The sequence below is a fragment of the Neisseria sp. P0014.S009 genome (assembly GCF_051958155.1).
Classification (GTDB): domain Bacteria; phylum Pseudomonadota; class Gammaproteobacteria; order Burkholderiales; family Neisseriaceae; genus Neisseria; species Neisseria flavescens_C.
Window position 1 is genome coordinate 668 of sequence record NZ_JBQCVS010000017.1, and the last position, 26,166, is coordinate 26,833.

Sequence of the window (26,166 nt, forward strand, 5' to 3'; positions counted from 1 at the left end):
TGAAAGCAGCGGAAGCGGCAGAAAAAGCCGCGGAAGACGCGTTGGCGGATGCGAACGCAGACGGCATCATCAGCCAAGCAGAAGCGGACAAACTGACAGCACTGAACGCCAAAGTCGCTGAAACCAAAGCGGCGGCGGATGCGGCAGTGAAAGCATTGCCGGAAGGTGCGAAAGATGCGGAAGGCAACACCAAAGCATCCTTGCAAACCCGTACAGACGATGTGAACGAAGTGACCGTACCGTCCGTCACCGATGCAGACAACAACGGCATCAAAGACAGCGACGAGCAAGCGGTAGCCGATGCATTGGCGAAAGTGAAAGCAGCGGAAGCGGCAGAAAAAGCCGCGGAAGACGCGTTGGCGGATGCGAACGCAGACGGCATCATCAGCCAAAAAGAAGCAGATAACTTAACTAAGTTAAATGCTAAAGTGGCTGAAACCAAAGCAGCAGCAGATGCAGCAGTGAAAGCACTTCCTGCAACAGCAAAAGATGTGGAAGGAAATACACCTGCTTCATTACAATCTCGCGTAGATAATGTAAATGAAGTAAATGTTCCAGTAGTGACTGAAGCTAAAGTAACTATCGTTAACTATACTGATGATTACGGCAGCCAAACAGGTACATTTGGAACCAATACAAAAACTGATGACAATACGCCAACTATTAATGGTAAAACAACGCTTCCATCTAGCACAGTTCATCTCTATGAGATCAACTTAGATGGTGTGTTCGTGAAATTGGGTTCAACAACAGCGGATTCTTCAGGTAGCTGGAGTTATACGCCGACTTGGGTAACTAACCGTGAACACAATATTTATGCATCTAGCACTGAAATTACAGCAAAAGAAGATGCACAATCTTCTATCGTAATTGATGTAGAAGGTGTAACAACACCTCCAACTTCAGTAGGAAACCAAAGAGAATATTGGAGTGCAACGACCGTTGGTGATATCAATGGTGATGGCTATGACGATATTGGTATGGGATCTTGGAATGCTGGTAAAGCTGATACGATCCTAGGTGGTACGACCTTGAAGTTGGCTGGCAACAATTATATCGGTAGTCCTGTATGGCACCAAGCTGGTGTGGGTGATGTCAATGGTGACGGCTATAACGATGTATTGTTTGGTACTGCTGCAGAAAATGGTGGTGCAACTCGCCTCTATACTGGTAGTCCAATTGGGTTGGTGAATGCAGCCGGTATCGGTAACGGTGTTGCTGCTGCAGCTGGCGATGTAAATGGCGATGGTATCGTTGATATGATCTTAATGGGGGCGACCTCATCTAATGTTTACTACGGCAGCACCAATGGTAGCTATACTAAGAGTGGAAACTTGTCATTTGGTTATAATAGTGGCGACAATAGTGCATCTTGGGGAGCTCAACAATATGCTGCTGGCGTGGGTGACTTCAATGGTGATGGCTATAATGATGTTGTGACAACTACAGGAATCTATTTAGGTAGTAAAAATGGTCTGAGTGAATCCAATAAAATTAGCTTTAACCATGCTGTAACTTCTGCAAATGCGGCTGGTGATGTGAATGGTGATGGCTATGCTGATGTAGTTGTTGTTGACGGAAAATACGGTAATTCTTACGTATTATTTGGTGGTGAAAATAAAGCTCCAATTTCACTTTCAGCAACAAAAGGAAGCGGTTCAATTTCTGGTGCTAATGGTGGTTTTGCAATTGCTTCAAGTAATTCTGCATATCAAACAGTTATATACAGTAATGCTGTAGGGCTTGGTGATGTGAATGGTGATGGCTTAAGTGATGTATTAATTACGACATTTGGTAACAATGGAAGAGGTACTGCGACAAGAGCTTATAATCAGATGACTACTGATTCTTATATTGTATTCGGGAAAACGAATTCAGAAGCCGTAAATCCATCATCTTTAGGTAAACAAGGTATTTTTGTACCACACAGTCAAGCGGATGGCTCATCTTCAGTCGGTATGGTTGATGTAAACGGTGATGGTTTGGGTGATATTTACGTTAACTCATACAATAGTTCTGGTAAATTGTTCCTTGGTGGTTCAAGCTTAGGTGCTGAACCAACAGTACAAGGTTCTGGAGAGGTAAGAGGTAACGCACACAGTAACTTTATTGCTGGAAGTAATGGTGATGACACCATCTATGGTGAAGGTGGTGCGGATATCATCTACGCTGGTTCAGGTGATGACCGCATCGTATTAAATGCTGATAACTTGAACTATTTAAGCAAAGGATTCCAAACTGTTAATGCTGATGGTTCAGTAATCAATGAAGGTAAAGGACGCCTTGCTCGCATTGATGGTGGTAATGGCCATAATACGCTAGCCTTTGACAGTGATGTAACCGAAGTTGATTTAACTAAAATCGACAATGTAGGTACGGGCTTTATGAAGACTGCTGTAGGTATGTCTCGTATTGCTAATATCGACCACATTGATTTAACAAACGGTGTCGCAACTAAATTAGTGTTGGAAGCTAAAGATGTATTAGATATGAACCCTGGTTTGAAATCTTATACTTCCGATGCTAAACACCAATTAATGATTAGCGGTGAGGGTGGTGATACTGTTACAATCAAAGATGTTGGTAACTGGAATAAAACTTCAACCACAACCATTGTAAACGGAGAAACTTATGACATTTACACATCAACAAGCACAAACGGTGTTCAACTCTTGGTTGAGACGGATGTTCATGTTGAATTTGTTGGTTAATTTATAAACTAAGCATAAAAGCCCTCCTAGTGATAGGAGGGCTTTTTTTTTATTTTAGCTTTGATTGAGAATGAATTGAAATTGGGTAAAGAAAAAGGCAAAGGTCTCAGGCCGTCTGAAATCTGAATCTTGGTTTCAGACGGCCTTTTTTAAACCACTTTTTATGGACGGTATTCCGGTTTCATGCCGTTGGGCAGGAGCTGCCATACATAGCCGGTGGTTTTCATTTTACCGGCCACTTCGCCTGCTTCGTCACCATAGCCCCAGAAATAATCCACACGGACCGCGCCTTTAATCGCGCTGCCGGTGTCTTGCGCCATAATCAGGCGGTTGAGGGCTTTTTTGGTGATCGGATGGGCAGTGGCGACAAATAATGGTGTGCCAAGCGTGATGTAGTGACGGTCGATGGCACCGGCGTATTCGCCCATCAACGGCGTACCCAATGCGCCCACCGGGCCGGAATCGCCGCTGCCGGTCAGCTCGCGGAAGAAGACGTAGCTTGGATTTTGTCCCAAAACTTCGGCAAGGCGGCCGGGGTTTTGCTTCATATAGGCCTTGATGCCCTGCATGCTGGTCTGACCCAGCGGCAGATAGCCTTTGTCCGCCATATAGCGGCCGATGGAAACATACGGATGTTCGTTTTTATCGGCAAATCCGACACGGATGTATTTGCCGGACGGCGTTTTCAGACGGCCTGAACCTTGAATGTGCATAAAGAAAAGTTCGACCGGATCATCTGCGTAACCCAAAATCGGCGCTTTGCCGTTAAGCGCGCCGCCGTTGATTTGGCTGCGGGTGTAGTAAGGAACGAAACGGCTGCCTTCAAAACGGCCTTTCAGCGCGGTGCTGCGTGCTGTAATCGGGAATCTGGACAAGTCGGCCGTGTATGCGCCGCTGTTGTCGATGACGCCGCTGTTTGGGCCGGTTTGGCGGATGCGGACGGTGGCTTTGCTGCCCCTCAAGTTTGCAGCCAGCGGAACGGAAACAAAATCGTTCGGAATGCCGTAAATAGGGAAACGGGATTGGCTCGTGGATTTGTCGTCGCCGCGCAGGACCGGTTCGTAATAACCGGTAATGGTGCCGGCAGGATTGCCGCCGTTATCGACGCGCCATGCGGTGAAATAGCGCTCGAAAAAGTGCTTGGCTTGGAAATGGTGCACCGGTGTTTGCATGGCCTGGATACAAACGTCCTGCCAGCCTTGGCGGTTTTTAAGTTTTTCACAGCCTAAACGGAAAGATTGCAGGCTTTTGGTAAAGTGTTGGAGGTCCCAGTGCGGCAATTCGTTGTAGGAAACTACGGTGTAGTTTGCTCCTCCCCCGCTCACTGTCGTACCGACGGGATCGGGCGTACCGGTGGGGCGGTCAGGGCCTTTGATAACGCTGGTGTCGGTTTCGGGGAGGTTTTTAATGCTTTTGCTCGGACAGGCGGCAAGAATGGCCGCGGCAATGCTGACGAGCGTAATGCGGTACAAATGTTTTTTCATGAAATCAATAGCGTGTCGAAAGGCCGTCTGAAAGCGATTTTTCAGACGGCCTATGTTGGAAAGTGCTGATTTTACATAAACATAAAATACACTAAGTTATTTTATTGAACATATATCGTACTTTATCTATCCGACTATTTGGACGACGGGGCTGGCAAACAGGTTCACCGGTAGTAACATGGTACCCTTTTAACTCTGTTAAACAAACACTACGTCCATTTGTAAAGAAAGTTAAATCACTACGATATTCTTGAATACACCGAGCAGGGATTTCTCCACTAAGAATGACCTCATTATTTTTCAATTGAGTGTCTACGATGTTCGCACAATATTTAGGAGCATCGTTGTATGCTCGTGAAAGATATTCCTGTGGCGCATAAATTTTAAAACTAAGATATGGCTCTAACAATTCTGTTCCAGCTTTTTTTAAGACTTGTTCCAATACAATAGGAGCAAGCATCCGAAAATCTGCTGGGGTACTAACAGGGCTATAGTATAAGCCATACTTAAAACAGATTTTACAATCCGTCACATTCCAACCATATAATCCTTGTTCGCAACCATAGCGTATCCCTTCCATAACTGCATTTTGAAATGATTGATTTAAGTATCCAAGAGAAACCGAGCTCTCATACTGCATTCCACTTCCCAACGGAAGCGGTGATACAGATAAACCAATGGAAGCCCAGAAAGGATTTGGCGGCACTTCGATGTGAATGGTATATTCTGCATTTTTTAACGGTCTCTCCATATAAATGACTGTAGGCTCTTTTAGTTCTATCTCCACATGATACTTTTCTTGCAACAGTGCACTAATCACTTCCATTTGTACTTTCCCTAAGAAAGAAAGTATGATTTCATGTGTCGCAGAATCCACATAATATCGCAGAAGCGGGTCACTGTCGGAGATTTCTAAAAGTGCATCAAGTAACATTTCCCTTTGTTGAGGTTTGCTCGGTTCAACAGTCGTTTGCAGCAGAGGGAGGGGATTTTCAATTCTCTCTCTCTGTGGCAATAGCTTTGTATCTCCAAGAACACTATTTAACTTCAAAAACTCATTCTGCAAAATAACAATTTCCCCGGAATAAGCCTTATCGATTTTACATAATTCACCATTTATTGAAGTATACATTTCTGTAATTTTTATTTTTTCCTTTTCCGATATTCTAACCGAATCTCGCAAATGCAGTACGCCACTATAAAGACGTATATATGCAAGACGCTGTCTTTTTTCCGAATACTCAATTTTGAAAACTTTTCCGCAAAGTTCAGACTGACCTCGATGTGTTGATGAATAAAATTTATTCGTAATCACTTCTATAAGGTTATCAATCCCTATATTGTTTTTTGCACTTCCGTGATAAACAGGGAACAGGGAACAATTATGAAATCTTATGCTTTCCTCTTGTTCGAGTTCTAATGCTTCCAATAATTTCCCAGACGTATATTTCTCCAAAAGGTAATCATTTCCTTCTATTACCATATCCCATTGTTCAGATTCGGTAAAGTTCATTACACGCATATTAGGATGCAGTTCTACCTTCTGTTTGATTACAATTTCGGCAGAAAGTTTCTCTTTAATATCCTGATAAACCGTTGATAAATCAATTCCATTTTGGTCAATCTTATTGATAAAAAAGATTGTGGGAATCCCCATTTTCCTAAGTGCATGAAATAATATACGAGTTTGTGCTTGTACGCCATCTTTTGCAGAAATCAGTAGAATTGCCCCATCTAAAACTGATAATGAACGATATACTTCTGCTAAGAAATCCATATGTCCTGGCGTGTCTATGATGTTCACCTTCGTATTTTCCCACTGAAAAGAGGTTATTCCTGTCTGAATTGTAATTCCTCTCTGACGTTCTAAAAGCGTATTATCCGTCCTCGTTGTACCTTTGTCCACGCTTCCTAATTCTGTAATCGCTCCACTGTTATATAATAAGCTTTCTGTTAAGGTAGTTTTTCCTGCATCAACATGAGCTAAAACTCCAATATTAATAATTTTCATGTGATTTTCCTCCATTCAAAAACCCAAAAGGGCATAAAAATCCCAGTGATAAATACTTTTATCACTGGGATTTTTATGCATAACCATAGGTATACAAAGCATACAGATATTCTCTGGATACTTTAGAATCACATGATAAAGGTATTCTTAAACTGGGTACAAAAAACTAAGCCCTCCTAAAAAAGGACATCTAATTATTTGTTCCCGCTATCAAATTGACAGTTTATTTAAGAATACCTTGCCGCATATTTATTAACTCCTTTTAAATAGTCACTTAAATAATAGCACGTAAGAGCATATTTGTAAAGGAATCTCCAATTTTTTATCAAAAAAAGCGATTTATCGGCGCGGCGGCAATTTGACGACAACCGTATCGGCCAGCATATCGTAGAGCGTGCGGCGGTCGCGTTTGACGGAAAAGAGCATGATGAAGTTGATGAAGGCTATAAGCAGAGAAATCAGGTTTCCACCCGTGTCACTTATTGCCAACGATACAATAGTTACCACAACACCAACAGCAAGCGCCCAAACAACTTCGCGGATTAAAACTGTTCCTTCAAAACCTGGATTATTCCCGTCACTTTTTAACACGCGGATGCCCATAATTTTTTTACCTAAAGACTGACCGTCCCGGCTCATGTAATACAGTTGGAAGATACCGAAAACCAAATAAACAGCCAAAGAAATAAAAAATGTTATGGCAAAATATTCAGGGGTATTAGAAAGAGAAGACTCCGAAACTAATTCTTTGCTTTCATCTAAAGTGAAAACTACCATCACAATGAATGGCAACCATATCAAAAAAGTAAACAGATTATTCAACAAATATGCCGCAACCCTCGCCCCCGGCGAAGCAATATGGACATCTACTATTTCTGTTTGGGGCAAATCCGACAAATTGATTTTGCTCATTTAATCTTCCTCTGTACCATTAATGAAATGCAATTTCATTGCCATCTTAACCTATTTTCCTATCATTCTAAAAATTTTCGATAAAAACCTTTACATTTTCCGCAGACGGCGTTAAAACGTTTGTTTTCCCCTTTTTTATAGTGGGTTAACAAAAATCTGAACAAAGCGGCAGGCGATGCCGTTCCGATTTTTGTTAATGCACTATAAACTTATCCGGATTTTCTTTGTAAGGAGTAACACATGAAAGTAGGTTTTGTCGGCTGGCGCGGTATGGTCGGCTCTGTTTTGATGCAGCGTATGAAAGAAGAAAACGACTTCGCCCATATTCCCGAAGCGTTTTTCTTTACCACTTCCAACGTCGGCGGTGCTGCCCCTGATTTCGGTCAGGCGGCCAAAACATTGTTGGATGCCAACGATGTTGCCAAATTGGCAAAAATGGACATCATCGTTACCTGTCAGGGCGGCGATTACACCAAATCCGTGTTCCAACCCCTGCGCGACAGCGGCTGGAACGGATACTGGGTTGACGCGGCTTCTTCCCTGCGCATGAAAGACGACGCGATTATCGTCCTCGACCCGGTCAACCGCAACGTCATCGACAACGGCCTCAAAAACGGCGTGAAAAACTACATCGGCGGCAACTGCACCGTTTCCCTGATGCTGATGGCTTTGGGCGGCCTGTTCCAAAACGATTTGGTCGAATGGGCAACCAGCATGACCTACCAAGCCGCTTCCGGCGCGGGTGCGAAAAACATGCGCGAACTCATCAGCGGCATGGGCGCGATTCACGCCCAAGTGGCAGACGAGCTTGCCGACCCTTCCAGCGCGATCCTCGACATCGACCGCAAAGTGTCCGATTTCCTGCGCAGCGAAGACTATCCGAAAGCCAACTTCGGCGTACCGCTCGCCGGCAGCCTGATTCCTTGGATTGACGTGGATTTGGGTAATGGCCAGTCCAAAGAAGAATGGAAGGGCGGCGTGGAAACCAACAAAATCCTCGGCCGCAGCGACAATCCGACCGTAATCGACGGCTTGTGCGTGCGCATCGGTTCTATGCGCTGCCACAGCCAAGCCATTACCCTGAAGCTGAAAAAAGACCTGCCTGTTTCTGAAATCGAAGCGATTTTGGCAGGCGCGAACGACTGGGTGAAAGTCATCCCCAACGAAAAAGAAGCCAGCATCCACGAGCTGACTCCTGCCAAAGTTACCGGCACGCTGTCTGTTCCTGTTGGCCGTATCCGCAAACTGGAGATGGGCGGCGAATACATCAGCGCGTTCACTGTCGGCGACCAACTCTTGTGGGGCGCTGCCGAACCGTTGCGCCGCGTATTGCGCATTATCTTGGGCAGCCTGTAATTTAGGTTGGCATGAAAAAAGCAACGGTTTGGGCCGTTGCTTTTTTTGTCACAATAAGGCCGTCTGAAATGTTCAGACGGCCTTATTTCCTATTCTTTCTTACCGGCCAAACCGATTTCTTTGGTAGAGTCGCCAACTTTGATTTGCGCCTTACCGGCAATTTCTTCAGCCTGCGAGCCGAAGAGTTTCAAATCATAACGGCCGTTTTCGATACCGTTCAAACTGGTTTTACCGCTGATGGCGGCTTTGCCATTGTTATTGGCAATACCTGCGGCAAGCAGGTCGACATTATTGTGGGAAGCCATGCTGCTAATTTTGCCGTAACCTTGTTTTTTATCGAAATCAACGGTGTATTTCAGACGGCCGCTGCGGTCGTCGCCGTTAAACGCGATCCCCGAATACTGATAGCTGCCTTGTTTGGGTAAATTGCGATACGCTGTTTCATCGCCTTGGACTTCGCCGACGGTGAATGTGTATGTATCAAGGTTTTGCAGCTTGCCTGCGTCATCGGCTTTTTGTTTGGTGTAACGCGCAGCAACAGTGGAATAATTTTGTTTATACACTTGGAAGTCGCCCGTTTCCAAAGTAATGACTTGGCCGTTTACCTTAATTTTTTGGGCGTAGTCGTAAGAAGATACTTTATCGGTTTTCAAAAAGCCGGTATCGAGTTTGCCGCCTTTTTGCAGGGTTTGCGTTTTACCGTTGGCCGTCAGCTCCAACGTACCGTTTTCAGGGACGGATTCGTTCAATTCAACGGACAACACGCCTTTCGGATGCGGATTGAGCGGCTCGGTCACGGCATTCGACAAGCCGCTTGTTGCGCCGCCGCAGGCAGCCAACATCAAAGACAGGGAAGCAGTCAAAGCAGAAATACGGAGGGTTCTCATCATTTTTTCCTTTCCTTTTTTATTTGGTATGATATTTATCATATACCTAAAAAAATGAACAATAAATGATTTTTGTCAAAATTAAGTATTTTGAATATTAATTTTATAAATATTGAAACATTTTTAGAATATCGGACATTCAGTCTATCCCGCCTCCCTTCCGCTATAATCATTTTATTTTGCAAACGGACTTCATCATGCCGAAAATCACCCTTATCGCCGCCTACGCCGCCCGCCGCTGTATCGGCATCAACAACACCATGCCTTGGCATTTGCCCGAGGATTTTGCCTTTTTCAAATCCTACACCATCGGCAAACCCGTCATTATGGGCCGCAAAACATGGGAGTCGCTGCCGCGCAAGCCGCTGCCCGGCCGTCAAAATATCGTCATCACCCGCCAAGATTATCAGGCCGAAGGCGCGCAAACAGCGGCTTCTTTGGAAGATGCGCTGGCTTTGTGTCAGGGGGTTGAAGAAGTCATCATCATGGGCGGCGCGCAAATTTATGCACAAGCCCTGCCGATTGCCACGGATTTGCGTTTGACCGAAGTCGGTTTGGATGTGGACGGCGATGCGTTTTTTCCTGAGTTTTCCACAGAAACATGGAAAGAAGCCTCTCGGGAAAACCATGTTTCCGCCAAAGGCATAGAATACGCGTTTGTGCATTATGTGAAGGCATAATCCGACAACGCAAAGGCCGTCTGAAACCCTGTTTTTCAGGTTTCAGACGGCCTTTTTTTATCTCGTTTGTTTACGGTATTCCGTTTAAGCCGTTTTGTTTTTCAAAGGCAGCTTGATATGCGGTTTGGCCGGTTTGGGCGCTTCTTTTAGTCCAAGTTCGATTTGCTGCTCTTCGCTCAACAAATTGCTCCAGTCGCCTTTTTTATACCAGTCGCGGCCGTCCAACTCGATAGGATGTTGGATGCGCTCGCAACCGTTGCCGCATTGCAAATCGTCTTCTTTGCAGTATTTGTCGCAACCCCAGCAGATACGCTCGGGATTTTTCGGAAAAATGGGAAATTTCTTGGCCATGATGTTCTTCTTTTGTTTGTGTGCGGTACGGGCAGAATTATAAGTGATTTGAATGGGGCTGGCGGCGGGTTTATCGTGTTTTACGCTGATTTTTTAAGATGTGTTAACCTTTCAGACGGCCTATACTGTAAAAACTATCCCTATGCGGTACAACAAGAGGAGCCAATATGAACATATGCCGTCTGAAGCCTGAATTTGTTGAGCCTTTAGCCCTCGCACTGTTTGAGGAATGGCACGATTTTGCGCCATGGTCGTCTCTGGATAAAATCCGTGCGTACTATGCGCAGTGCCTCGATGGGGATGATTTGCCGCTGGCGTTTGCGACTGTGGATAAAGAAGGGCGGCTGATGGGTTCGGCGGCATTGAAGCAGTTTGATATGGCGTGTTTTCCCGAATACGAATATTGGCTCGGCGATGTATTCGTTTTGCCGCAATTTCGTGGTTTGGGCGTAGGCAGGCAACTGGTTTCGTTTTGTCTGGATAAAGCACGCGAACTGGGTTTGCCGCATCTGTTTCTCTATCCAGCCGCTGCTTTTGTTGTTGCTGCGTTCGCTGCTGCTTTGTTCGGCGGATTGGAGTGTGATGTCGTTATCGGCAATCAGGCCGGTTCCTGCTTTACCTGAAACATCCGATCCTGTGATGTTGATATTGGATTGTTCGCCTGCACCTCCGGCAATAAGGGTAGTTTTACCGCCTGCTTGAATTTGGCTGGCTTGGGCTTGATTTACTTGAACTTGGGTGGTTTGTCGGTTTTGCTGTTCGCCGTAGGTTATGGAAATGCTGACTTCTGCTGCTGCAACCGCTGCTTCTAAATACCGCTTGGGCAAGGATATACGCGGTTTTTTGTCATGTGCTTAATTCTTCTTGCTTGGTTTTTTCGGTGAGTTGATTTTCTTTTTTTACACAGGCAATAGGCACTTGGCGGTGCATGGGATTGATACCACAACCAAGTGATAGCACCGGGTGCTTCGCTTTCGTTATATGGCTCACTGGGATAGAGCTTGGGTGAGAGAATGTTTAGGGGGGAGTGGGCATAGTTTAGAGTTACGATTAGTTCAAAGTAAAAAGGAAGGTAAGTGGTTTTAAGGCAGCCTGAAACGGAGTTCAGCGAAACCAAAACCGCGTGTGCATGAATGCACATCCTACCATTTCACTTTTTTGGTTGGTTACACAGGCTATGCTGGTTAGTAGTGCCAGTTAATCTACATCTTGATAAAGTTTATCTATAAAACTATCAAAATCAGGTGCGATGGGAACTGTAATCATCTTGGTATTACCTAGTTCATCTTCGTAAAATTCATCATGATACATAAGTACGATGGATGGATTACTTGAATTTTTACGGTAATCAAAACAAATATAATCGCCATTTGCACTTATTCCAAATGCAACAACTTGGTTTCCATAGCCATATTCATTATCAATGCATGAATAGGTATAGATATTTTCATGACAGGAGGCATCTTTTTTATATCCTAAAAATAAAATATTTCTGTCATCTGTATTCTTATTATTATCAATAAAAATAAAACAATCTTCTTCGGGATATAAATAATCATGTTCACTTATCAAATCTATATACGATCTAGGGAATGTTACACCTAAATTTTCTGCAAATTTTTCAATGATTGAAGCAGAAACTTTTCCTTCATCTCTCCAGATATTTAATTTTTTCATTATTTATTTCCTTGATTAACGTCCTTTTTTTAATGCATTTTGACCAGTATGTCTAACTGCATCATGTATTTCCAATGGTACTAGCTGCATGTTATTTGGTGCACTTTGTGCATTATGATGCCAAATATATCCATTAATAGTCCGTTTTCCAGCCATAATATCTTCTAACTGTGTGCTAGTAAAATTTGATTTAGGAATTACCCCACGCCGGATGTGCAGGCCGTGTATGAAAAGTTCAGCTGGAAAGAAATCACGCAGACTTGCACAATGGGGAAACCGTATCCGTCATGAAATTGGATTTATAGTTTGAAAAGAATAAAAGGCCGTCTGAACATTTGGTTTCAGACGGCCCTTTACCTTTTGAACAATCCACAACTACCCTATCCGCTTAAACGGCGGTAGACAAGCCAATAATTGTTGGCCATAGCGTTGCGTTTTGACGCGGTTGTCGAGGATGGTCACGCGGCCGTAATCCTGTTCGGTACGGATAAGGCGGCCGACGGCTTGGATTAATTTGATGCTGGCTTCGGGAACGGTGATTTCGATAAAAGGATTGCCGCCGCGTTGTTCAATCCAACGGTTTTGGGTTTTCTCGATGGGATTATCCGGCATGGCAAACGGCAGCTTGGCAATAATGACTTGCACGCAGGCCGTGCCGGGCAGGTCGAGGCCTTCGGCAAAACTGTCGAGGCCGAAAATAATGCTGGCTTTGCCTTCGGCAATGGCTTGATGGTGTCTTTGTAAAAGAACGGCCTTGGGCAACTCGCCCTGCACAAGCAGAAGCGGCAAGTATTCGTCAGGCAGTCGTAAGGCGACATCCTGCATTTGCTTGCGCGAGGAAAACAACACCAGCGTACCGATGGCTTCAACCGGCGAAACCAGCTTCGGCAACCATTCGACAATGGCGGCCGTGTGCGCATCAGGATCTTTCGGGCTCGCATGTACGGGCGGAATATACAGCTCGCCTTGCGTATCGAAATTAAACGGGCTTTCCAAAGCAAGCGTAGTGGTTTCGGGCAGCCACAGCAGACCGGTTTGGCGCAAAATCAGGTTGAAGCTGCCGAGCGATTGCAGGGTGGCCGAAGTCAACACCGCGCCTGCCGCGCGCCGCCACAGGCTGTTGGCAAGGTGGGATGCGCTGCTGATGGGGCTGGCGTTGAAAATGTAGTCGTTTTTGTCGTCGGCACGGCGGGTTATCCATTTCGCCAACGGCTCTTCGCCCTCAATGGGAACGGTAGAGAGTAAATCCCAAACCGCGCTGATTTGTTCGATACGAGCAATAAAAAGGCCGAACTCGCTGGTCAGGCGGTCGATGAGCGCGCCGTCCTGTTCTTTTTCGCGGCGTGCGGCGGAAAGCGCATCGTTCAGGCCGATAACGTGTTTGAGCAGGCTGCGCGCAGCAATGGCCGTATTGGAAACCGTCGTTTCCAGGCCTTCGGGGATTTTGCCGTCTTCCCACAGCCAAGTCGGTTCGTTGTGTTTCCGCCTGTCGTTTTCAGACGACCCCAGACTTAAAGACGGCTCTTCCGCCAAATGAAACTGCCATTCATGCAGGCTGTCGAGCAAGGATGTTGCAGCTTCGTCGGCAAGGTTGGCAAGTTCGGCTTTATCGGTAAGCGCGGCAATTTTGCCGGTCAGCTGCGGCAGTTTTTCCAGCGTCCAAACGGCAATATTCCATGAATGTTCGGCGGCAAAACGGCTGAGGGCTTTTTTGGGTAGGTGGTGCGCTTCGTCTATGCAATAGAAACTGTTTTCAGGCGCAGGCAGAATCACGCCGCCGCCCATGCTGATGTCGGCAAGCAGAAGGTCATGGTTGGCAACGACGACATCGACGGTTTCCAAGACATCGCGTGCCAGGTAAAACGGGCATTCCGGACGGTTGGGACAGGCGGATTTCAGGCAGCCGTGGCGGTCGTTGGTCACTTTGAGCCAAATCGTGTCATCGATTTTTTCCGGCCAAGTGTCACGGTCGCCATCAAAGCGGCGGGCGGAAAATTCATCGGCAATGTCGCGCAGCAGGTTCAATTCTTCCGGCTTGGGTTTGCTGTCCCACAATACTTCCGGCGCTTCAAAACCAAGCAGGTTTTGCTGGGCGTTGTTTTGCGTCAGTTGATAGAGTTTGTAGGGGCAAAGATAACGGCCGCGCCCTTTGGCAAGCGCAAAGGTCAGCTCCAAACCGCTTTTTTCCACCAGAAACGGCAAATCGCGGTCAACCAACTGCTCCTGCAAAGCCACCGTAGCGCTGCTGACGATCAGCCGTTTGCCACGCGTTTGCGCCATGATGCCGCCGGCCAAAAGATAGGCCAACGATTTACCCACGCCGGTCGGCCCTTCGATCACGGCAATGCTCTCACCCTCGCGTTTGGGCGCTTCTTCGCCTTCTTCACGCGTCAACGTCCGCGAAAAAGCGTTGGCAATCGCCGCAATCATTTCCCGCTGCGAAGCGCGCGGACGGAAACCGGGCAGGTTTTTGCCGATGTTTTGGTAATGGTCGCGGATGGCGTTTTTTTCTAAATCGGTGAGCATTGAGGCCGTCTGAATGGGTTTGCAAGAATAGCGTATTTTAGCATTTTTACCTTCATGAAGCCTTCGTAAAGTCTTACTCTATTTTAGGGTTTGGCATTTTGATGGCGCTGGACGAACCGCAAAGGCATAATCGGTTTTAATCAAGCAAAAGGCCGTCTGAAACTTTAGCCGCACTGATGCAGAGGCACCCACAATTTTTGCTTTTCGGATTTATTTTTCTCGTAGCGGTTCCACGCTTTTTCATGAAAATAAAAGACGACGGTATTGACGATGGGTTCGACCAAAGCGACCGCGCTGGAAACGCCGATACTGCCGGTCAGAATATAGGCGACACTAAATGCGACGCTGAAATGCAAAATAGCAAATGTAATGGTTTTAATCATTTTGTTTTCCTGCTACATTGATGTTTTAATTGCTACATAATAATTATTATCAACTAACGCGTATATTTTAAATCCTTTATCCTGATTTAGATTTTATAAATAGATATTTTATTTTTGATAGGAATTTTATGAATCCGCTCCATATTGTCGTCCTCGACCGCGACACCCTTGTCACCCGTCCGTTTGACTTTGATTTTCCACATACATTGAGCAGCTACGGCACAACCGAAGCGCACGAAACACTGGAGCGCATCCGCGGCGCGGACATTGTGATTACCAACAAAGTCGTGATTTCCGCCCAAGCATTTGCCGAAAATCCACAACTCAAGCTGGTTGCCGTTACCGCGACAGGCGTCAACAATGTGGACGTTGAGGCTGCCAAACAAAACGGCACGGCCGTGTGCAATATCCGCGCTTACGGCAATGAATCCGTGGCGGAACACGCGTTTATGATGATGATTACCCTGATGCGCAACCTGCCTGCCTATCAGCGTGACGTTGCGGCAGGCTTGTGGGAAAACTCACCGTTTTTCTGCCACCTCGGCGCACCGATGCGCGATTTGAACGGTAAAACGCTGGCGATTTTCGGTCGCGGCAATATCGGGAAAACGCTGGCAACTTATGCTCAGGCTTTCAAAATGAATGTCGTGTTCGCCGAACATAAAAATGCCCAAAGCGTCCGCGACGGCTATGTTTCCTTTGACGAAGCCATCCGCTCCGCCGATGTCGTGTCGCTTAATTGCCCGCTCACGCCGCAAACGGCCAACATGATAGGCGAAGCCGAATTGCAGCAAATGAAACCCGGCGCTATCCTCATCAACTGCGGGCGCGGCGGTTTGGTTGATGAAGCCGCTTTGGTTGCGGCGTTGAAATACGGACAAATCGGCGGGGCAGGTTTTGACGTGTTGACACAAGAGCCGCCGCGCGACGGCAATCCTCTGCTGAAAGCCCGACTGCCCAACCTCATCGTCACGCCACACATTGCATGGGCAAGCCAAGAAGCCGCCAACCGTCTGTTTGACATCCTTTTGGACAACATCAACCGCTTTGTGGCCGGCAATCCGCAAAATCTGGTTTAATCTATGGAAAACCTGTTGATAAGGTTGTGAACAATTTTAAAGGCCGTCTGAAATATTCAGACGGCCTTTATTAATCTTTATTTATTTCATAGAGTTATCTATCAAATAGGCTAAATCGTTTCTTTCTTTATTGTGGATAACCCTATAAAAGCTAAAATCAGGCTTTCGGCTGGATGAGGTGGACATCGCGTTGCGGGAACGGGATGTTGATGTTGGCTTCGCGCAGGTTTTCAACCACTTGCTCGTTCAGGGCGAATCGGAACGGGCCGAGATTTTCTTCTTGCGTCCACGCCCAAAGGGTAATTTCGATGGCACTGTCGCCAAGGTTGGTAATGTATACGACGGCAGGTCGTTCTTCGGTTTGAACACACAATGGATGCTCGGTTGCCGATCTCAATACGGCGGCTTTGGCGGCTTTCAAGTCGCAGGCGTAGTCGACGCCGACAACGACTTGGGCGCGGCACAGGGGCAGGGAGGAGCGGTTGGTGATGCTGTTGGTCATGACCACGCTGTTGGGCAGGACGACTTCTTCGTTGTCCGGTGTGCTTAAAGAGGTCTGCACCATTTTGATTTCGCGGACGATGCCTTCAAAACCGTTGACGCGGATAAAGTCGCCGACTTTAAACGGGCGGAACAGGATAATCAGCGCGCCGGCAGCGAAGTTGGACAGTTGGTCTTTCAAAGATAAAGCCACGGCCAAGCCTGCGCCACCGATCAAGGCGGTCACGGAAGTGGTCGGGATGCCGAGTTTGCCCAGTGCGGCGATGATGACGAGGATCAGCAGGCCGATGTTGGCAACGTTGCCGAGGAAGCTGACCAGCGTTTTATCGACTTTGGCGCGAGTCAGCGCGGCTTTCATCAGTGTCACCACGCGCGTGGCGACCCAGCGGCCGATAAAGAAGATGGCTAAGGCGGCCAGCAGGTTTGTGCCGAAAGACATGCCGGTTTGGGCGAGTTGTTCCCAGCCGGAGAACGAAGAGAGGACTTGAAGATCGAAATTCATAATTGTGTGTGCGTGTGAAGTTGTTTAAAAGGTTATTGTAAAACAAGGCCGTCTGAAAACCTAATGATTTGGTTTTTCAGACGGCCTTGATGTGTTTTTAAGTTTTTCGGTTTAACGTAAAACAGTTTTGCTCCAACGGCTCACCCATTGTTTTTGTTTGGTGTTGATGTCGGCGCGGTTGGGGGAATCGCTGTGTTTCGGGGTTTGGGCAAACTCGAATACTTTGGGCAGCGGCGTGTTTTTGGCAGCCGGATAGACCCACATTTCGGCAGGCAGGGCTTTTTGCACGTCGCCGCTTTGCAGCCAGCTCACCAGTTTGGCCGCCAGCTCGGGTTGTTTCGCACCTTTTAAAACGGCCGCGCCTTCAACTTGGCGGAATGTGCCGCCTTTGAGGAAGAGGTTGCCGGTGGGCGGGGTGCTGTATTTGCCTTTGGAGTAGTGGACTTCGGCCGCCGGGCTGGTGGCATAGCTGACCACGAGGGGATAGGCGCCGCCGTTTTGGGTGAAATCGGTGTAGTAGGCTTCGCTCCAGCCTTTGGCAACTTTCACGCCGTTTTGGCGCATTTGCGCCCACCATTTGAACGCGCCTTCTTCACCCATGCCGCCGATGTTGGCCAAGAGGAAGGAGAGGCCGGGCGAGGATGTGGCGGGAGACGGGGTTACCAGAAGGTTTTTATATTCCGGTTTGGTCAGGTCTTGCAGGGTTTGCGGCAGGGGCAGTTTTTTCTGTTCAAACCATTTTTTGTCGTAGTTGATGGCGACATAGGCGTAATCGACAGCCAGCGCATCGGGCAGGGAAGCGGTTACGGGCGCGGATTTGGGTTGGTTGGCGGCGAGGATGCCGGCGGCTTTGGCTTTACCAATGTTGGCGTTGTCCAAACCGTAAACCGCATCGGCAATCGGGTTGGCCTTGCTCAAAATCAGCTTGTTGAGCATTTCGTTGCCGCTGCCTGCCTTGATGACGGACACTTTGGCATCGTTGGCTTTTTCAAATTGTGCGATGACGGTTTGGGGCAGGCTGAAGGATTTGTGCACAGCCAAACGCACTTCGGTTTGGGCGTACAGGTTTGCTGAAGCCAGCAACAGGGCCAAGGCGGACAATTTCAGTTTCATTCTCTTTCCTTTGTGCGGGTAAAATACGAAATATCATAACAAAATCTGCATATCAAGGCACGATATGAATCATTCTCCCGTTTGGCTGTTTGACCTCGACAATACTTTGCACAATGCCGAAGCCGGCATTTTCTACATCATCAACCGCGCCATGACCGAATACATGGCAGGCCGTCTGAAACTTTCCGAAGAAGCCGCCTCCCATCTGCGCCAAGATTATTGGCACCGATACGGCGCGACGCTTGCCGGTTTGCAAATCCACCATCCCGAAGTCGATATCGATGAATTTTTGCGTGAAAGTCACCCCCTTAAGCAAATTTTGGCAAAGGTGGAGGGTATGGATGGAACTGATGACGTTTTAGGCCGTCTGAAAGGGCGAAAAGCCGTATTTTCCAACGGGCCTTCGTTTTATGTCCGCGCATTGGTTGAAGCCTTGGGCTTGGAAGCGCATTTTGACGGCTTGTTCGGCACGGACGACTTCGGCCTGCTCTACAAACCCAATCCGCAAGCCTATCTCAACGTCTGCCGCCTGTTGGGCGTCAAACCCGAACAGTGCATTATGGTGGACGACAGCGCCGACAATCTGCACCAAGCCAAAGCCTTGGGCATGAAGACCGTTTGGTACGGCGAAAAAGCCCATCCGCTGCCATTTGCCGACGGCATAGCGAAAGATATGCAGGGTTTGCTTGAATTTTGCACAAAACTGCCGTGAAGTTTTGAAAAAACAAGTACAATACACGGTATTGCCGACATTTAAAAACAAGGACAACATCATGCGTAAACTCGCTTTAATTCTGACCGCCACCGCCGTTTTGGCCGGTTGCTCTTGGGAAACCTACACCAACGAATCCGGCCGTACCGCCGTACGCCAAAAATATGCTACTGGCACACCTATCGTTTATCAGGACGGTACTTATTCTAAAAACATGAATTACAACCAGTTCCGCCCTGAGCGCCGCGCCGTCCAATCCAATCAAGCGGATCATGCTGAACACGGCGAACGCGGCCAGCACTGGCAAAAACCGCAATTTGCCAACCAACAGCCAGCAACCGAATAACAATATCCCCAAGGCCGTCTGAAACGGAGTGAAAAACAATCAACACTTGTTGCCACACTTTTCAGATGGCCTCAAACAACGACAACGGAAACCGTATCATGGCTCAGACAGCTTTAAATATCGTCATCCTCGCCGCCGGCAAAGGCACGCGCATGTACTCCAAAATGCCCAAAGTGCTGCACCGCATCGGCGGCCTTCCCATGGTTGAGCGCGTTATCGACACCGCTGCCTCCCTGAATCCCCAAAACATCTGCGTCGTCATCGGCCACGGCAAAGAGCAAGTCTTGGACACCGTCAAACGCGATGTCGTTTGGGTTGAACAAACCGAACAGCTCGGTACCGGCCACGCCGTCAAAACCGCCCTGCCGCACCTGTCTGCCGAAGGCCGCACGCTGGTGTTGTACGGCGACGTTCCCCTGATTGATGCAGCCACCCTCGAAACCCTGCTCGAAGCCGCAGGCGACGAAGTTGGCTTGTTGACCGACGTGCCCAACGACCCGACAGGTTTGGGCCGCATCATCCGCGACAGCAACGGCAGCGTAACCGCCATTGTCGAAGAAAAAGACGCCGATGCCGCCCAAAAAGCCGTGAAAGAAATCAATACCGGCATTTTGGTTTTGCCCAACGCCAAACTCGAAGCTTGGTTGAACAGCCTTTCCAGCAACAATGCCCAAGGCGAATACTACCTGACCGACCTCATCGCCAAAGCCGTTGCCGACGGCATCAAAGTTCATCCCGTCCAAGTCCGCTCCTCCCATCTGGCTGCCGGTGTGAACAACAAACTCCAACTGGCCGAACTCGAGCGTATTTTCCAAACCGAACAGGCGCAAGAATTGCTCAAAGCAGGCGTAACCCTGCGCGATCCGGCACGTTTCGATTTACGAGGCCGTCTGAAACACGGACAAGATGTCGTGATTGACGTCAACGTCGTCATCGAAGGCGAAGTCGAACTCGGCGACAACGTCGAAATCGGTGCCAACTGCGTGATCAAAAACGCCAAAATCGGTGCCAACACCAAAATCGCCCCATTCTCCCATTTTGAAGGTTGCGAAGTCGGCGAAAACAACCAAATCGGCCCATACGCCCGTTTGCGTCCGCAAGCCAAACTGGCCGACGACGTACACATCGGCAACTTCGTCGAAGTCAAAAACGCCACCATCGGCAACGGCACCAAAGCCAACCACCTCACCTACATCGGCGACGCCGAAGTCGGCAGCAAAACCAACTTCGGCGCAGGCACAATCATTGCCAACTACGACGGCGTGAACAAATACAAAACCGTCATCGGCGACGAAGTCCGCATCGGCTCCAACTGCGTCTTAGTCGCCCCCGTCACCCTCGGCAACAAAGTGACAACCGGCGCAGGCAGCACGATTACCCGCAACGTCGAAGACAACAAACTCACCCTCGCCCGCGCCCGCCAAACCGTGATCGAAGGCTGGGTGCGTCCGGAAAAAGGCGATAAGAAGTAAGGCCGGTCTTTTATTTACTTTCAGACGGCCTTGAGAAACAACAGGCTGTCTGAAACCTAGATTTGCCGTTTTAATGAATATAAAACGGCGTTTTCCGACTGCCGCTTTCGGGAGCCGGAGCAGCAGTCATTTTCTCAAACTTTTGATACTAAGGAACTTATATGTGCGGTATCGTAGGTGCTATTCGCGCCAATCACAATGTAGTCGATTTTCTGACCGACGGTCTCAAACGCCTTGAATACCGAGGCTATGATTCGTCGGGTATTGCCGTAAACATGGACGGCAAAATCAAACGCGTCCGCCGTGTCGGCCGTGTTCAGCTGATGGAAGATGCAGCACGCGAAAAAGGCGTGTTCGGCCATATCGGCATCGGCCACACCCGTTGGGCAACCCACGGCGGTGTAACCGAGCCTAATGCCCACCCTCATATTTCCGGCGGCATGATCGCGGTTGTCCACAACGGCATCATCGAAAACTTTGAAGCCGAACGCGAACGCCTGAAAGCGTTGGGTTACACCTTCGAATCGCAAACCGATACTGAAGTCATCGCCCACAGCGTCAACCACGAATACACACAAAACGGCGGGAAACTGTTTGAAGCCGTCCAAGCTGCGACTGCCCGTTTCCATGGCGCATACGCCATTGCCGTTATCGCACAAGACAACCCTGAAGAAATGGTTGTTGCGCGCATGGGCTGCCCGCTGTTGGTGGCCTTGGGCGACCAAGAAACCTTCATCGCTTCCGATGTATCCGCCGTGATCGCCTTTACCCGCCGCATCGCTTACTTGGAAGACGGCGACATCGCCCTGCTGAACGCAAACGGTATCGAAAAATTGCTCGATAAAACTGGTGCGCAAACCGAACGCGCGGTTAAAGTATCCGAGTTGTCTTTGGCTTCTTTGGAGTTGGGTCCATACAGCCACTTCATGCAAAAAGAAATCCACGAGCAACCCCGTGCCATCGCCGATACTGCCGAAGTCTTCTTGGACGGCGGTTTCGAACCTGAAAATTTCGGTGCCAACGCCCGCGACGTGTTCGACGATATCCACAGCATCAAAATCCTTGCCTGCGGTACGTCCTACTATGCCGCGCTGACCGCCAAATACTGGCTCGAATCCATCGCCAAAGTGCCGACCGACGTGGAAATCGCCAGCGAATACCGCTACCGCGACGTGATTGCCGATCCGAAACAACTGGTCATCACCATTTCCCAATCCGGCGAAACTTTGGACACCATGGAAGCCCTGAAATACGCGCAATCCTTGGGACACAAACACAGTCTGTCTATCTGTAACGTGATGGAATCCGCCCTGCCGCGTGAAAGCGAGTTGGTACTGTACACACGCGCCGGTGCAGAAATCGGCGTTGCCTCTACCAAAGCGTTCACGACCCAACTGGTTGTCCTGTTCGGCCTGGCCGTTACCCTGGGTAAACAGCGCGGCCTGGTTTCCGATGAACAGGCGCGTGAATACGTTGAAGAATTGCGCCAACTGCCGGGCAGCATTCAGCACGTTCTCAACCTTGAGCCGCAAATCGCCGCTTGGGCGCAAAAATTTGCCAAGAAATCCAGCGCACTCTTCCTCGGCCGCGGCATCCACTTCCCAATCGCCCTCGAAGGCGCATTGAAGCTGAAAGAGATTACCTATATCCACGCCGAAGCTTATCCTGCGGGTGAGTTGAAACACGGCCCGTTGGCCTTGGTGGACGAAAATATGCCTGTTGTCGTGATTGCCCCGAACGACAGCCTGTTGGACAAAGTGAAAGCCAATATGCAGGAAGTCGGCGCACGCGGCGGCGAACTCTTCGTCTTCGCCGACCTCGACAGCAACTTTAACGCCACCGAAGGCGTGCACGTTATCCGCGCCCCACGCCATGTCGGCGTACTCTCGCCGATTGTGCACACCATCCCCGTGCAACTCCTGTCTTACCACGCAGCCCTTGCACGCGGTACAGACGTGGACAAACCGCGTAACTTGGCTAAATCGGTAACGGTTGAATAAAGCCTAGCTTGAACGATAAAAGGTCGTCTGAAAAGTTTCAGACGACCTTAATTATTAATTGAAGGCAAGCATAATGAATAAAATCTACAAATACCTACTGGCAATCGCTGCTTTGGCGGCAGCAGGCTTCGGTATATATCAATATACCGCGCCCGACAAATATCAATACTGGAAAGAACTGATTGCCAAAGACCCGAAGCCTGACAGAGTTTCGGAACAGGAATACAGGGAAAAACTCAAGGCGGGCTATTGCTGGCGGGATAGGAAGTTTTACACCCCTGAGGAATTACACAGGAAAGCAATGGTCAGCTTCACAGAAATAATGCTAGGAGTAGCAATTATTCTACAGAATAGTTCTATTACTACTTTAGCAGGAAATTCTTATGTTGATTGCCAAAAAAACGTAAACTCTTGCAGTGTTTGGCTTATTCCGAAAAATTATACTAACAGGCAGTGGGATAACTTATTTTTATCGGCAAAAAAATCCACAGATTATGTTTTATTAGAGGAATACCCTAAAAAACAAATTAAACAATCTATTGATTTAGAGAAGTATTTTATACAATACGGTAATAAGGGATTTACCTTGGTGGCCACAGGTGCAGAAGGGGGAGAATCAGTTTATGGTTCGGACTGTTGTAAGGTTTTAAGTAGAAAGGACGTAGAACCTATAATTAAAAACAGACATTTAATTACTTTTGCAGAAGTTTTTCCTGAGAAATATATCCCAAGCAGTATTGAGATCGAAAATTATGGAATAGGAAATTTTTATTTCAATTCTAGGGAAGTAATTCCAAGCTTGTCCTATTCAAATAAGGAGGGAAAAGTTTCTCATCAGGCAGATTATTCAGAACTTCTCTTAATGAACAATTGTGGTGATGTTCTGTGGAAACCATATTATCATTTATCTTTGTATTGATTATAAAAGGATGTAGGAAATGCCAAATTTAAGCATTCAAAAATCTCTATCGGTTTCCGAGGTAACTATTGATAACGTTTTATCACGATACTTATGGAATAGTCCTACACCACCTAAACGAGAAGATGTGGGAATATCTATAACATCAGCTAATCGTACACCAGTAAAAATTGACGCAACCGACTATATGCAAAATGGTGCAAACCAATATGCTGTATTGGAACTTCTTACAAACAAAGAGGTCGTCTGAAAAGTTTCAGACGACCTTGATTATTAATTAAAGGCAAACAAATGAATAAAGTCTACAAATACCTACTGGCAATCGCTGCTTTGGCGGCAGCAGGCTTCGGTATATATGAATATACTGCGCCCGATAAATACCAATACTGGAAAGAACTGATTGCCAAAGACCCCAAGCCTGATGGGGTTTCGGAACAGGAATACAGGGAAAAACTCAGGGCAGGTTACTGCTGGCGGGATAGGAAATTTTACACATCTGAGGAATTACACAGGAAAGCAATGGTCAGTTTTGCAGGTAGGTTGTTGGGGGAGGCTGAAGCCTTTCGGACAGATTCGACTACACTTCAGGGAGAAATCAGTTTTACAGGAGGGCAGTGCAGAGCATATCAGGCAGAAAAAGCCTGTAGCATCTGGTTTTCTACAAAGGGATATTCTAATGATCAATGGGATAAACAATTTTTAGCAGAAGAAAGACCGGCTGACTTTAAATTTCTTGAGCAATATTTAGACAAAGAGATCAAGCAGACTAAAGATTTGGAAAGATATTTATCAGAACATGGAAATAAGAAGTTTTCTTTGATTGATAGGTGGATGGGTAAGGAAGGTGCGTCTGTTTACGGTTCTGATTGTTGTCGAGTGTTAGATAAAAAGATGGCAGCTCCAGTCATAGGGGGTAAGGAGTGGAGTGGTTATTTTGAACTATCTTCTGTTTTCCCTGAAAATAATATTCCAAAAGGAGTTAATATTCAGGATTATGGCATTGGAAATTTCTATTTTGATTTTAGAGATGTTGTTCCAATGAATCAAACTGATTGGGGAAAAGATGAGAAAAAAACTTATCAATCAAAATTTCCAACTATACTGATGATGAATAACTGTGGTGATATATTATGGTTATCTTCTATTGTATATGAGATTTAATCTAACTAAGGAGTAAGTTGATGAAGAATAAGCAAAAATCATTAAGGGTATTAGAAGTAACCATAGATAGAGTTTTATCTCATTATTTATGAAATACTGCAATGCTTCCAAAGAAAGAAAATATGGCTTCATTAGTAACTTCCACAAATCGTAACCCTATCAAAATAGATGCAACTGATTATATGCAAAATGGTGTAAACCAATATGCTGTATTGGAACTTCTTGCAAGCAAAGAGGTCGTCTGAAAAGTTTTAGACAACCTTGGTTATTAATTAAAGGCAAGCAAATGAATAAAACCTACAAATACCTGTTGGCAATCGCTGCATTGGCGGCAGCAGGCTTCGGTATATATGAATATACCGCGCCCGACAAATATCAATACTGGAAAGAATTGATTGCCAAAGACCCCAAGCCTGACGGGGTTTCAGAACAAGAATACAGGGAAAAACTCAGGGCGGGCTATTGCTGGCGGGACAGGAAGTTTTACACGCCCGCAGAATTACACAGGAAAGCAATGGTCAGCTTTGCAGGCAGGTTATTGGGAGAAACAGAAGCCTATAAGGCCAACATGACCACCAATCAGGGCGGACGGGATTATTCTACGGGAGCAGACTGCGTACGTCACGAAAAAGCCTGTAGTGTTTGGTTTGTCCCGCAAGATTACACCAATGAGCAATGGGACAGGATGTTTTTGGCGGAGAAAGACCCGACGGATGGGGCATTGCTGGCAAAGTATTTAAAATATGAAATTAAACAACAGGATGATTTAAAAAAATATTTGGAACAATATAATGTAAAAGGTTTTTCATTGATTATCAGAGGATATAATCAGGGAGGAGCAAGCATTTATGGATCTGACTGCTGTAAAGTTTTAAGTATCAAAGAAGCTGCCCCGATAATAAAAAATAATACGTTGATTACTTATTTAGAGGGAGCGGCAACGTTTCCAGAGAGTGAGATACCAAAGAATATCGATATCGAAAATTACGGGGTTGGTAATTTTTATTTTAGTTATTCAGAGGTTAGTCCAGGATTTCACCAATGGGGTGAAAATAAAGAAAAAACTTATCAGATTGACTTTTCAGATATGTTATTCATGAATAATTGTGGCGATGTATTGTGGCAGCCTCATTATATTTATTAACCTATATCCAATAGGAATGTTATGTAAGACAGCGAAAATCATTAAGAGTATCAGAAGTAACCATAGATGGAATTTTATCTCATTATTTATGGAATATTGCAATGCTTCCAGAGAAAGAAAATATGGCTTCATTAGTAACTTCTACAAATCGTAATCCTATCAAAATAGATGCAACTAACTATATGAAAAATGGTGCAAACCAATATGCTATATTGGAACCTCTTACAAGCAAAGAGGTC

At 46.9% G+C, this 26,166-nt stretch carries 25 protein-coding genes and 1 pseudogene; 13 read left to right on the top strand and 13 right to left on the bottom strand.

Annotation, left to right across the window (positions count from 1 at the left end; genetic code table 11):
• Window positions 1-2,711: GA-like domain-containing protein (locus ACTHS4_RS10255; protein ID WP_440365897.1), on the top strand; the 2,711-nt coding region annotated here is incomplete at its 5' end.
• A 161-nt stretch (window positions 2,712-2,872) separates the two neighbouring features.
• Here ACTHS4_RS10255 and mltA read toward each other — a convergent pair.
• The 4 genes from mltA to ACTHS4_RS10275 form a co-directional block, all read right to left on the bottom strand.
• Window positions 2,873-4,195, bottom strand: coding sequence for a murein transglycosylase A (gene mltA, locus ACTHS4_RS10260; protein WP_070606572.1), 1,323 nt, complete (start codon window positions 4,193-4,195; stop codon window positions 2,873-2,875).
• Between the two features lie 91 nt (window positions 4,196-4,286).
• Entirely contained in the window at window positions 4,287-6,206 is a 1,920-nt protein-coding gene (gene tet(M) / locus ACTHS4_RS10265; protein WP_063856397.1) for a tetracycline resistance ribosomal protection protein Tet(M), read from the bottom strand.
• Between the two features lie 15 nt (window positions 6,207-6,221).
• The gene (locus tag ACTHS4_RS10270; protein WP_011058339.1) at window positions 6,222-6,308 is read right to left on the bottom strand and encodes a tetracycline resistance determinant leader peptide; all 87 of its coding nucleotides are present in this window, start codon (window positions 6,306-6,308) and stop codon (window positions 6,222-6,224) included.
• A 237-nt stretch (window positions 6,309-6,545) separates the two neighbouring features.
• Complete coding sequence (locus tag ACTHS4_RS10275; protein WP_070587859.1) at window positions 6,546-7,118, bottom strand: RDD family protein; 573 nt, start codon at window positions 7,116-7,118, stop codon at window positions 6,546-6,548.
• Window positions 7,119-7,358: 240 nt separating this feature from the next.
• Between ACTHS4_RS10275 and asd the strand changes: the two genes are divergently transcribed.
• Window positions 7,359-8,474: an aspartate-semialdehyde dehydrogenase gene (asd, locus tag ACTHS4_RS10280; protein ID WP_049344926.1), complete on the top strand. Its 1,116-nt coding sequence runs from the start codon at window positions 7,359-7,361 to the stop codon at window positions 8,472-8,474.
• 89 nt (window positions 8,475-8,563) lie between these two features.
• Here the strand turns inward: asd and ACTHS4_RS10285 are convergent, their stop codons facing one another.
• Window positions 8,564-9,361, bottom strand: a complete 798-nt coding sequence (locus ACTHS4_RS10285) for a factor H-binding protein (protein WP_440365903.1) — start codon at window positions 9,359-9,361, stop codon at window positions 8,564-8,566.
• 197 nt (window positions 9,362-9,558) lie between these two features.
• Here ACTHS4_RS10285 and ACTHS4_RS10290 point away from each other — a divergent pair, with 197 nt between their 5' ends.
• Entirely contained in the window at window positions 9,559-10,041 is a 483-nt protein-coding gene (locus tag ACTHS4_RS10290; protein WP_107868155.1) for a dihydrofolate reductase, read from the top strand.
• A gap of 84 nt (window positions 10,042-10,125) precedes the next feature.
• On the opposite strand, the gene ACTHS4_RS10295 is transcribed toward ACTHS4_RS10290, so the two are convergent.
• Window positions 10,126-10,392, bottom strand: coding sequence for a DUF3079 domain-containing protein (locus ACTHS4_RS10295; protein ID WP_003686685.1), 267 nt, complete (start codon window positions 10,390-10,392; stop codon window positions 10,126-10,128).
• Between the two features lie 167 nt (window positions 10,393-10,559).
• On the opposite strand from ACTHS4_RS10295, the gene ACTHS4_RS10300 reads away from it, so the two are divergent.
• Entirely contained in the window at window positions 10,560-11,015 is a 456-nt protein-coding gene (locus tag ACTHS4_RS10300; protein WP_440365898.1) for a GNAT family N-acetyltransferase, read from the top strand.
• Here ACTHS4_RS10300 and ACTHS4_RS10305 read toward each other — a convergent pair.
• The 5 genes and pseudogenes from ACTHS4_RS10305 to ACTHS4_RS10325 form a co-directional block, all read right to left on the bottom strand.
• Window positions 10,914-11,186: pseudogene (locus tag ACTHS4_RS10305) on the bottom strand (hemagglutinin repeat-containing protein); the annotation flags it as partial. The gene ACTHS4_RS10300 and the pseudogene ACTHS4_RS10305 sit on opposite strands and share 102 nt — an antisense overlap.
• A gap of 403 nt (window positions 11,187-11,589) precedes the next feature.
• Window positions 11,590-12,069, bottom strand: coding sequence for an SMI1/KNR4 family protein (locus ACTHS4_RS10310; RefSeq protein WP_070826383.1), 480 nt, complete (start codon window positions 12,067-12,069; stop codon window positions 11,590-11,592).
• 15 nt (window positions 12,070-12,084) lie between these two features.
• A complete protein-coding gene (locus ACTHS4_RS10315; RefSeq protein WP_440365904.1) occupies window positions 12,085-12,351 on the bottom strand; it encodes an HNH endonuclease in 267 nt (88 codons plus the stop codon).
• A 93-nt stretch (window positions 12,352-12,444) separates the two neighbouring features.
• Window positions 12,445-14,595: an ATP-dependent DNA helicase DinG gene (gene dinG / locus ACTHS4_RS10320; RefSeq protein WP_070826382.1), complete on the bottom strand. Its 2,151-nt coding sequence runs from the start codon at window positions 14,593-14,595 to the stop codon at window positions 12,445-12,447.
• Window positions 14,596-14,759: 164 nt separating this feature from the next.
• Window positions 14,760-14,978: a DUF2061 domain-containing protein gene (locus ACTHS4_RS10325; protein ID WP_070826381.1), complete on the bottom strand. Its 219-nt coding sequence runs from the start codon at window positions 14,976-14,978 to the stop codon at window positions 14,760-14,762.
• Between the two features lie 128 nt (window positions 14,979-15,106).
• Between ACTHS4_RS10325 and ACTHS4_RS10330 the strand changes: the two genes are divergently transcribed.
• Window positions 15,107-16,057, top strand: a complete 951-nt coding sequence (locus ACTHS4_RS10330; protein ID WP_070826380.1) for a D-2-hydroxyacid dehydrogenase — start codon at window positions 15,107-15,109, stop codon at window positions 16,055-16,057.
• A 157-nt stretch (window positions 16,058-16,214) separates the two neighbouring features.
• Here ACTHS4_RS10330 and ACTHS4_RS10335 read toward each other — a convergent pair whose 3' ends face one another.
• Together ACTHS4_RS10335 and ACTHS4_RS10340 are read right to left on the bottom strand one after the other, a co-directional pair.
• Complete coding sequence (locus ACTHS4_RS10335) at window positions 16,215-17,060, bottom strand: mechanosensitive ion channel family protein (RefSeq protein WP_070826379.1); 846 nt, start codon at window positions 17,058-17,060, stop codon at window positions 16,215-16,217.
• A gap of 111 nt (window positions 17,061-17,171) precedes the next feature.
• Window positions 17,172-18,173, bottom strand: a complete 1,002-nt coding sequence (locus tag ACTHS4_RS10340; protein ID WP_371460455.1) for a thiamine ABC transporter substrate-binding protein — start codon at window positions 18,171-18,173, stop codon at window positions 17,172-17,174.
• A gap of 64 nt (window positions 18,174-18,237) precedes the next feature.
• On the opposite strand from ACTHS4_RS10340, the gene ACTHS4_RS10345 reads away from it, so the two are divergent.
• The 8 genes from ACTHS4_RS10345 (at window position 18,238) to ACTHS4_RS10380 (ending at window position 25,927) form a co-directional block, all read left to right on the top strand.
• On the top strand, window positions 18,238-18,885 hold the full coding sequence (locus tag ACTHS4_RS10345) for a pyrimidine 5'-nucleotidase (RefSeq protein WP_049333140.1): 648 nt from the start codon (window positions 18,238-18,240) through the stop codon (window positions 18,883-18,885).
• 61 nt (window positions 18,886-18,946) lie between these two features.
• Window positions 18,947-19,231: a membrane lipoprotein lipid attachment site-containing protein gene (locus tag ACTHS4_RS10350; protein ID WP_070826391.1), complete on the top strand. Its 285-nt coding sequence runs from the start codon at window positions 18,947-18,949 to the stop codon at window positions 19,229-19,231.
• A gap of 98 nt (window positions 19,232-19,329) precedes the next feature.
• The gene (glmU, locus tag ACTHS4_RS10355; RefSeq protein WP_070826377.1) at window positions 19,330-20,703 is read left to right on the top strand and encodes a bifunctional UDP-N-acetylglucosamine diphosphorylase/glucosamine-1-phosphate N-acetyltransferase GlmU; all 1,374 of its coding nucleotides are present in this window, start codon (window positions 19,330-19,332) and stop codon (window positions 20,701-20,703) included.
• Window positions 20,704-20,864: 161 nt separating this feature from the next.
• Window positions 20,865-22,703, top strand: coding sequence for a glutamine--fructose-6-phosphate transaminase (isomerizing) (gene glmS / locus ACTHS4_RS10360; protein WP_070826376.1), 1,839 nt, complete (start codon window positions 20,865-20,867; stop codon window positions 22,701-22,703).
• 73 nt (window positions 22,704-22,776) lie between these two features.
• Window positions 22,777-23,622, top strand: a complete 846-nt coding sequence (locus tag ACTHS4_RS10365; protein WP_128582460.1) for a hypothetical protein — start codon at window positions 22,777-22,779, stop codon at window positions 23,620-23,622.
• A 19-nt stretch (window positions 23,623-23,641) separates the two neighbouring features.
• On the top strand, window positions 23,642-23,872 hold the full coding sequence (locus ACTHS4_RS10370; RefSeq protein ID WP_070826375.1) for a hypothetical protein: 231 nt from the start codon (window positions 23,642-23,644) through the stop codon (window positions 23,870-23,872).
• 41 nt (window positions 23,873-23,913) lie between these two features.
• Window positions 23,914-24,783 (top strand): hypothetical protein, encoded by an 870-nt coding sequence (locus ACTHS4_RS10375; protein ID WP_070826374.1) that lies wholly within the window; start codon window positions 23,914-23,916, stop codon window positions 24,781-24,783.
• A gap of 286 nt (window positions 24,784-25,069) precedes the next feature.
• Window positions 25,070-25,927, top strand: coding sequence for a hypothetical protein (locus tag ACTHS4_RS10380; protein WP_070826373.1), 858 nt, complete (start codon window positions 25,070-25,072; stop codon window positions 25,925-25,927).
• The last annotated feature ends 239 nt before the right edge of the window (window positions 25,928-26,166 follow it).

Excerpts from the sequence above, each read along its gene's own strand:
- glmS (WP_070826376.1), top strand. The coding sequence starts at position 20,865 with ATGTGCGGTATCGTAGGTGCTATTCGCGCCAATCACAATGTAGTCGAT.
- ACTHS4_RS10285 (WP_440365903.1), bottom strand. The coding sequence starts at position 9,361 with ATGAGAACCCTCCGTATTTCTGCTTTGACTGCTTCCCTGTCTTTGATG.
- dinG (WP_070826382.1), bottom strand. The coding sequence starts at position 14,595 with ATGCTCACCGATTTAGAAAAAAACGCCATCCGCGACCATTACCAAAAC.
- ACTHS4_RS10340 (WP_371460455.1), bottom strand. The coding sequence starts at position 18,173 with ATGAAACTGAAATTGTCCGCCTTGGCCCTGTTGCTGGCTTCAGCAAAC.
- ACTHS4_RS10335 (WP_070826379.1), bottom strand. The coding sequence starts at position 17,060 with ATGAATTTCGATCTTCAAGTCCTCTCTTCGTTCTCCGGCTGGGAACAA.
- ACTHS4_RS10370 (WP_070826375.1), top strand. The coding sequence starts at position 23,642 with ATGCCAAATTTAAGCATTCAAAAATCTCTATCGGTTTCCGAGGTAACT.
- glmU (WP_070826377.1), top strand. The coding sequence starts at position 19,330 with ATGGCTCAGACAGCTTTAAATATCGTCATCCTCGCCGCCGGCAAAGGC.
- ACTHS4_RS10375 (WP_070826374.1), top strand. The coding sequence starts at position 23,914 with ATGAATAAAGTCTACAAATACCTACTGGCAATCGCTGCTTTGGCGGCA.
- ACTHS4_RS10295 (WP_003686685.1), bottom strand. The coding sequence starts at position 10,392 with ATGGCCAAGAAATTTCCCATTTTTCCGAAAAATCCCGAGCGTATCTGC.
- ACTHS4_RS10300 (WP_440365898.1), top strand. The coding sequence starts at position 10,560 with ATGAACATATGCCGTCTGAAGCCTGAATTTGTTGAGCCTTTAGCCCTC.
- ACTHS4_RS10275 (WP_070587859.1), bottom strand. The coding sequence starts at position 7,118 with ATGAGCAAAATCAATTTGTCGGATTTGCCCCAAACAGAAATAGTAGAT.
- asd (WP_049344926.1), top strand. The coding sequence starts at position 7,359 with ATGAAAGTAGGTTTTGTCGGCTGGCGCGGTATGGTCGGCTCTGTTTTG.
- ACTHS4_RS10290 (WP_107868155.1), top strand. The coding sequence starts at position 9,559 with ATGCCGAAAATCACCCTTATCGCCGCCTACGCCGCCCGCCGCTGTATC.
- ACTHS4_RS10380 (WP_070826373.1), top strand. The coding sequence starts at position 25,070 with ATGAATAAAACCTACAAATACCTGTTGGCAATCGCTGCATTGGCGGCA.
- ACTHS4_RS10270 (WP_011058339.1), bottom strand. The coding sequence starts at position 6,308 with ATGCTTTGTATACCTATGGTTATGCATAAAAATCCCAGTGATAAAAGT.
- ACTHS4_RS10350 (WP_070826391.1), top strand. The coding sequence starts at position 18,947 with ATGCGTAAACTCGCTTTAATTCTGACCGCCACCGCCGTTTTGGCCGGT.
- ACTHS4_RS10345 (WP_049333140.1), top strand. The coding sequence starts at position 18,238 with ATGAATCATTCTCCCGTTTGGCTGTTTGACCTCGACAATACTTTGCAC.
- ACTHS4_RS10325 (WP_070826381.1), bottom strand. The coding sequence starts at position 14,978 with ATGATTAAAACCATTACATTTGCTATTTTGCATTTCAGCGTCGCATTT.
- mltA (WP_070606572.1), bottom strand. The coding sequence starts at position 4,195 with ATGAAAAAACATTTGTACCGCATTACGCTCGTCAGCATTGCCGCGGCC.
- ACTHS4_RS10310 (WP_070826383.1), bottom strand. The coding sequence starts at position 12,069 with ATGAAAAAATTAAATATCTGGAGAGATGAAGGAAAAGTTTCTGCTTCA.
- ACTHS4_RS10365 (WP_128582460.1), top strand. The coding sequence starts at position 22,777 with ATGAATAAAATCTACAAATACCTACTGGCAATCGCTGCTTTGGCGGCA.
- ACTHS4_RS10330 (WP_070826380.1), top strand. The coding sequence starts at position 15,107 with ATGAATCCGCTCCATATTGTCGTCCTCGACCGCGACACCCTTGTCACC.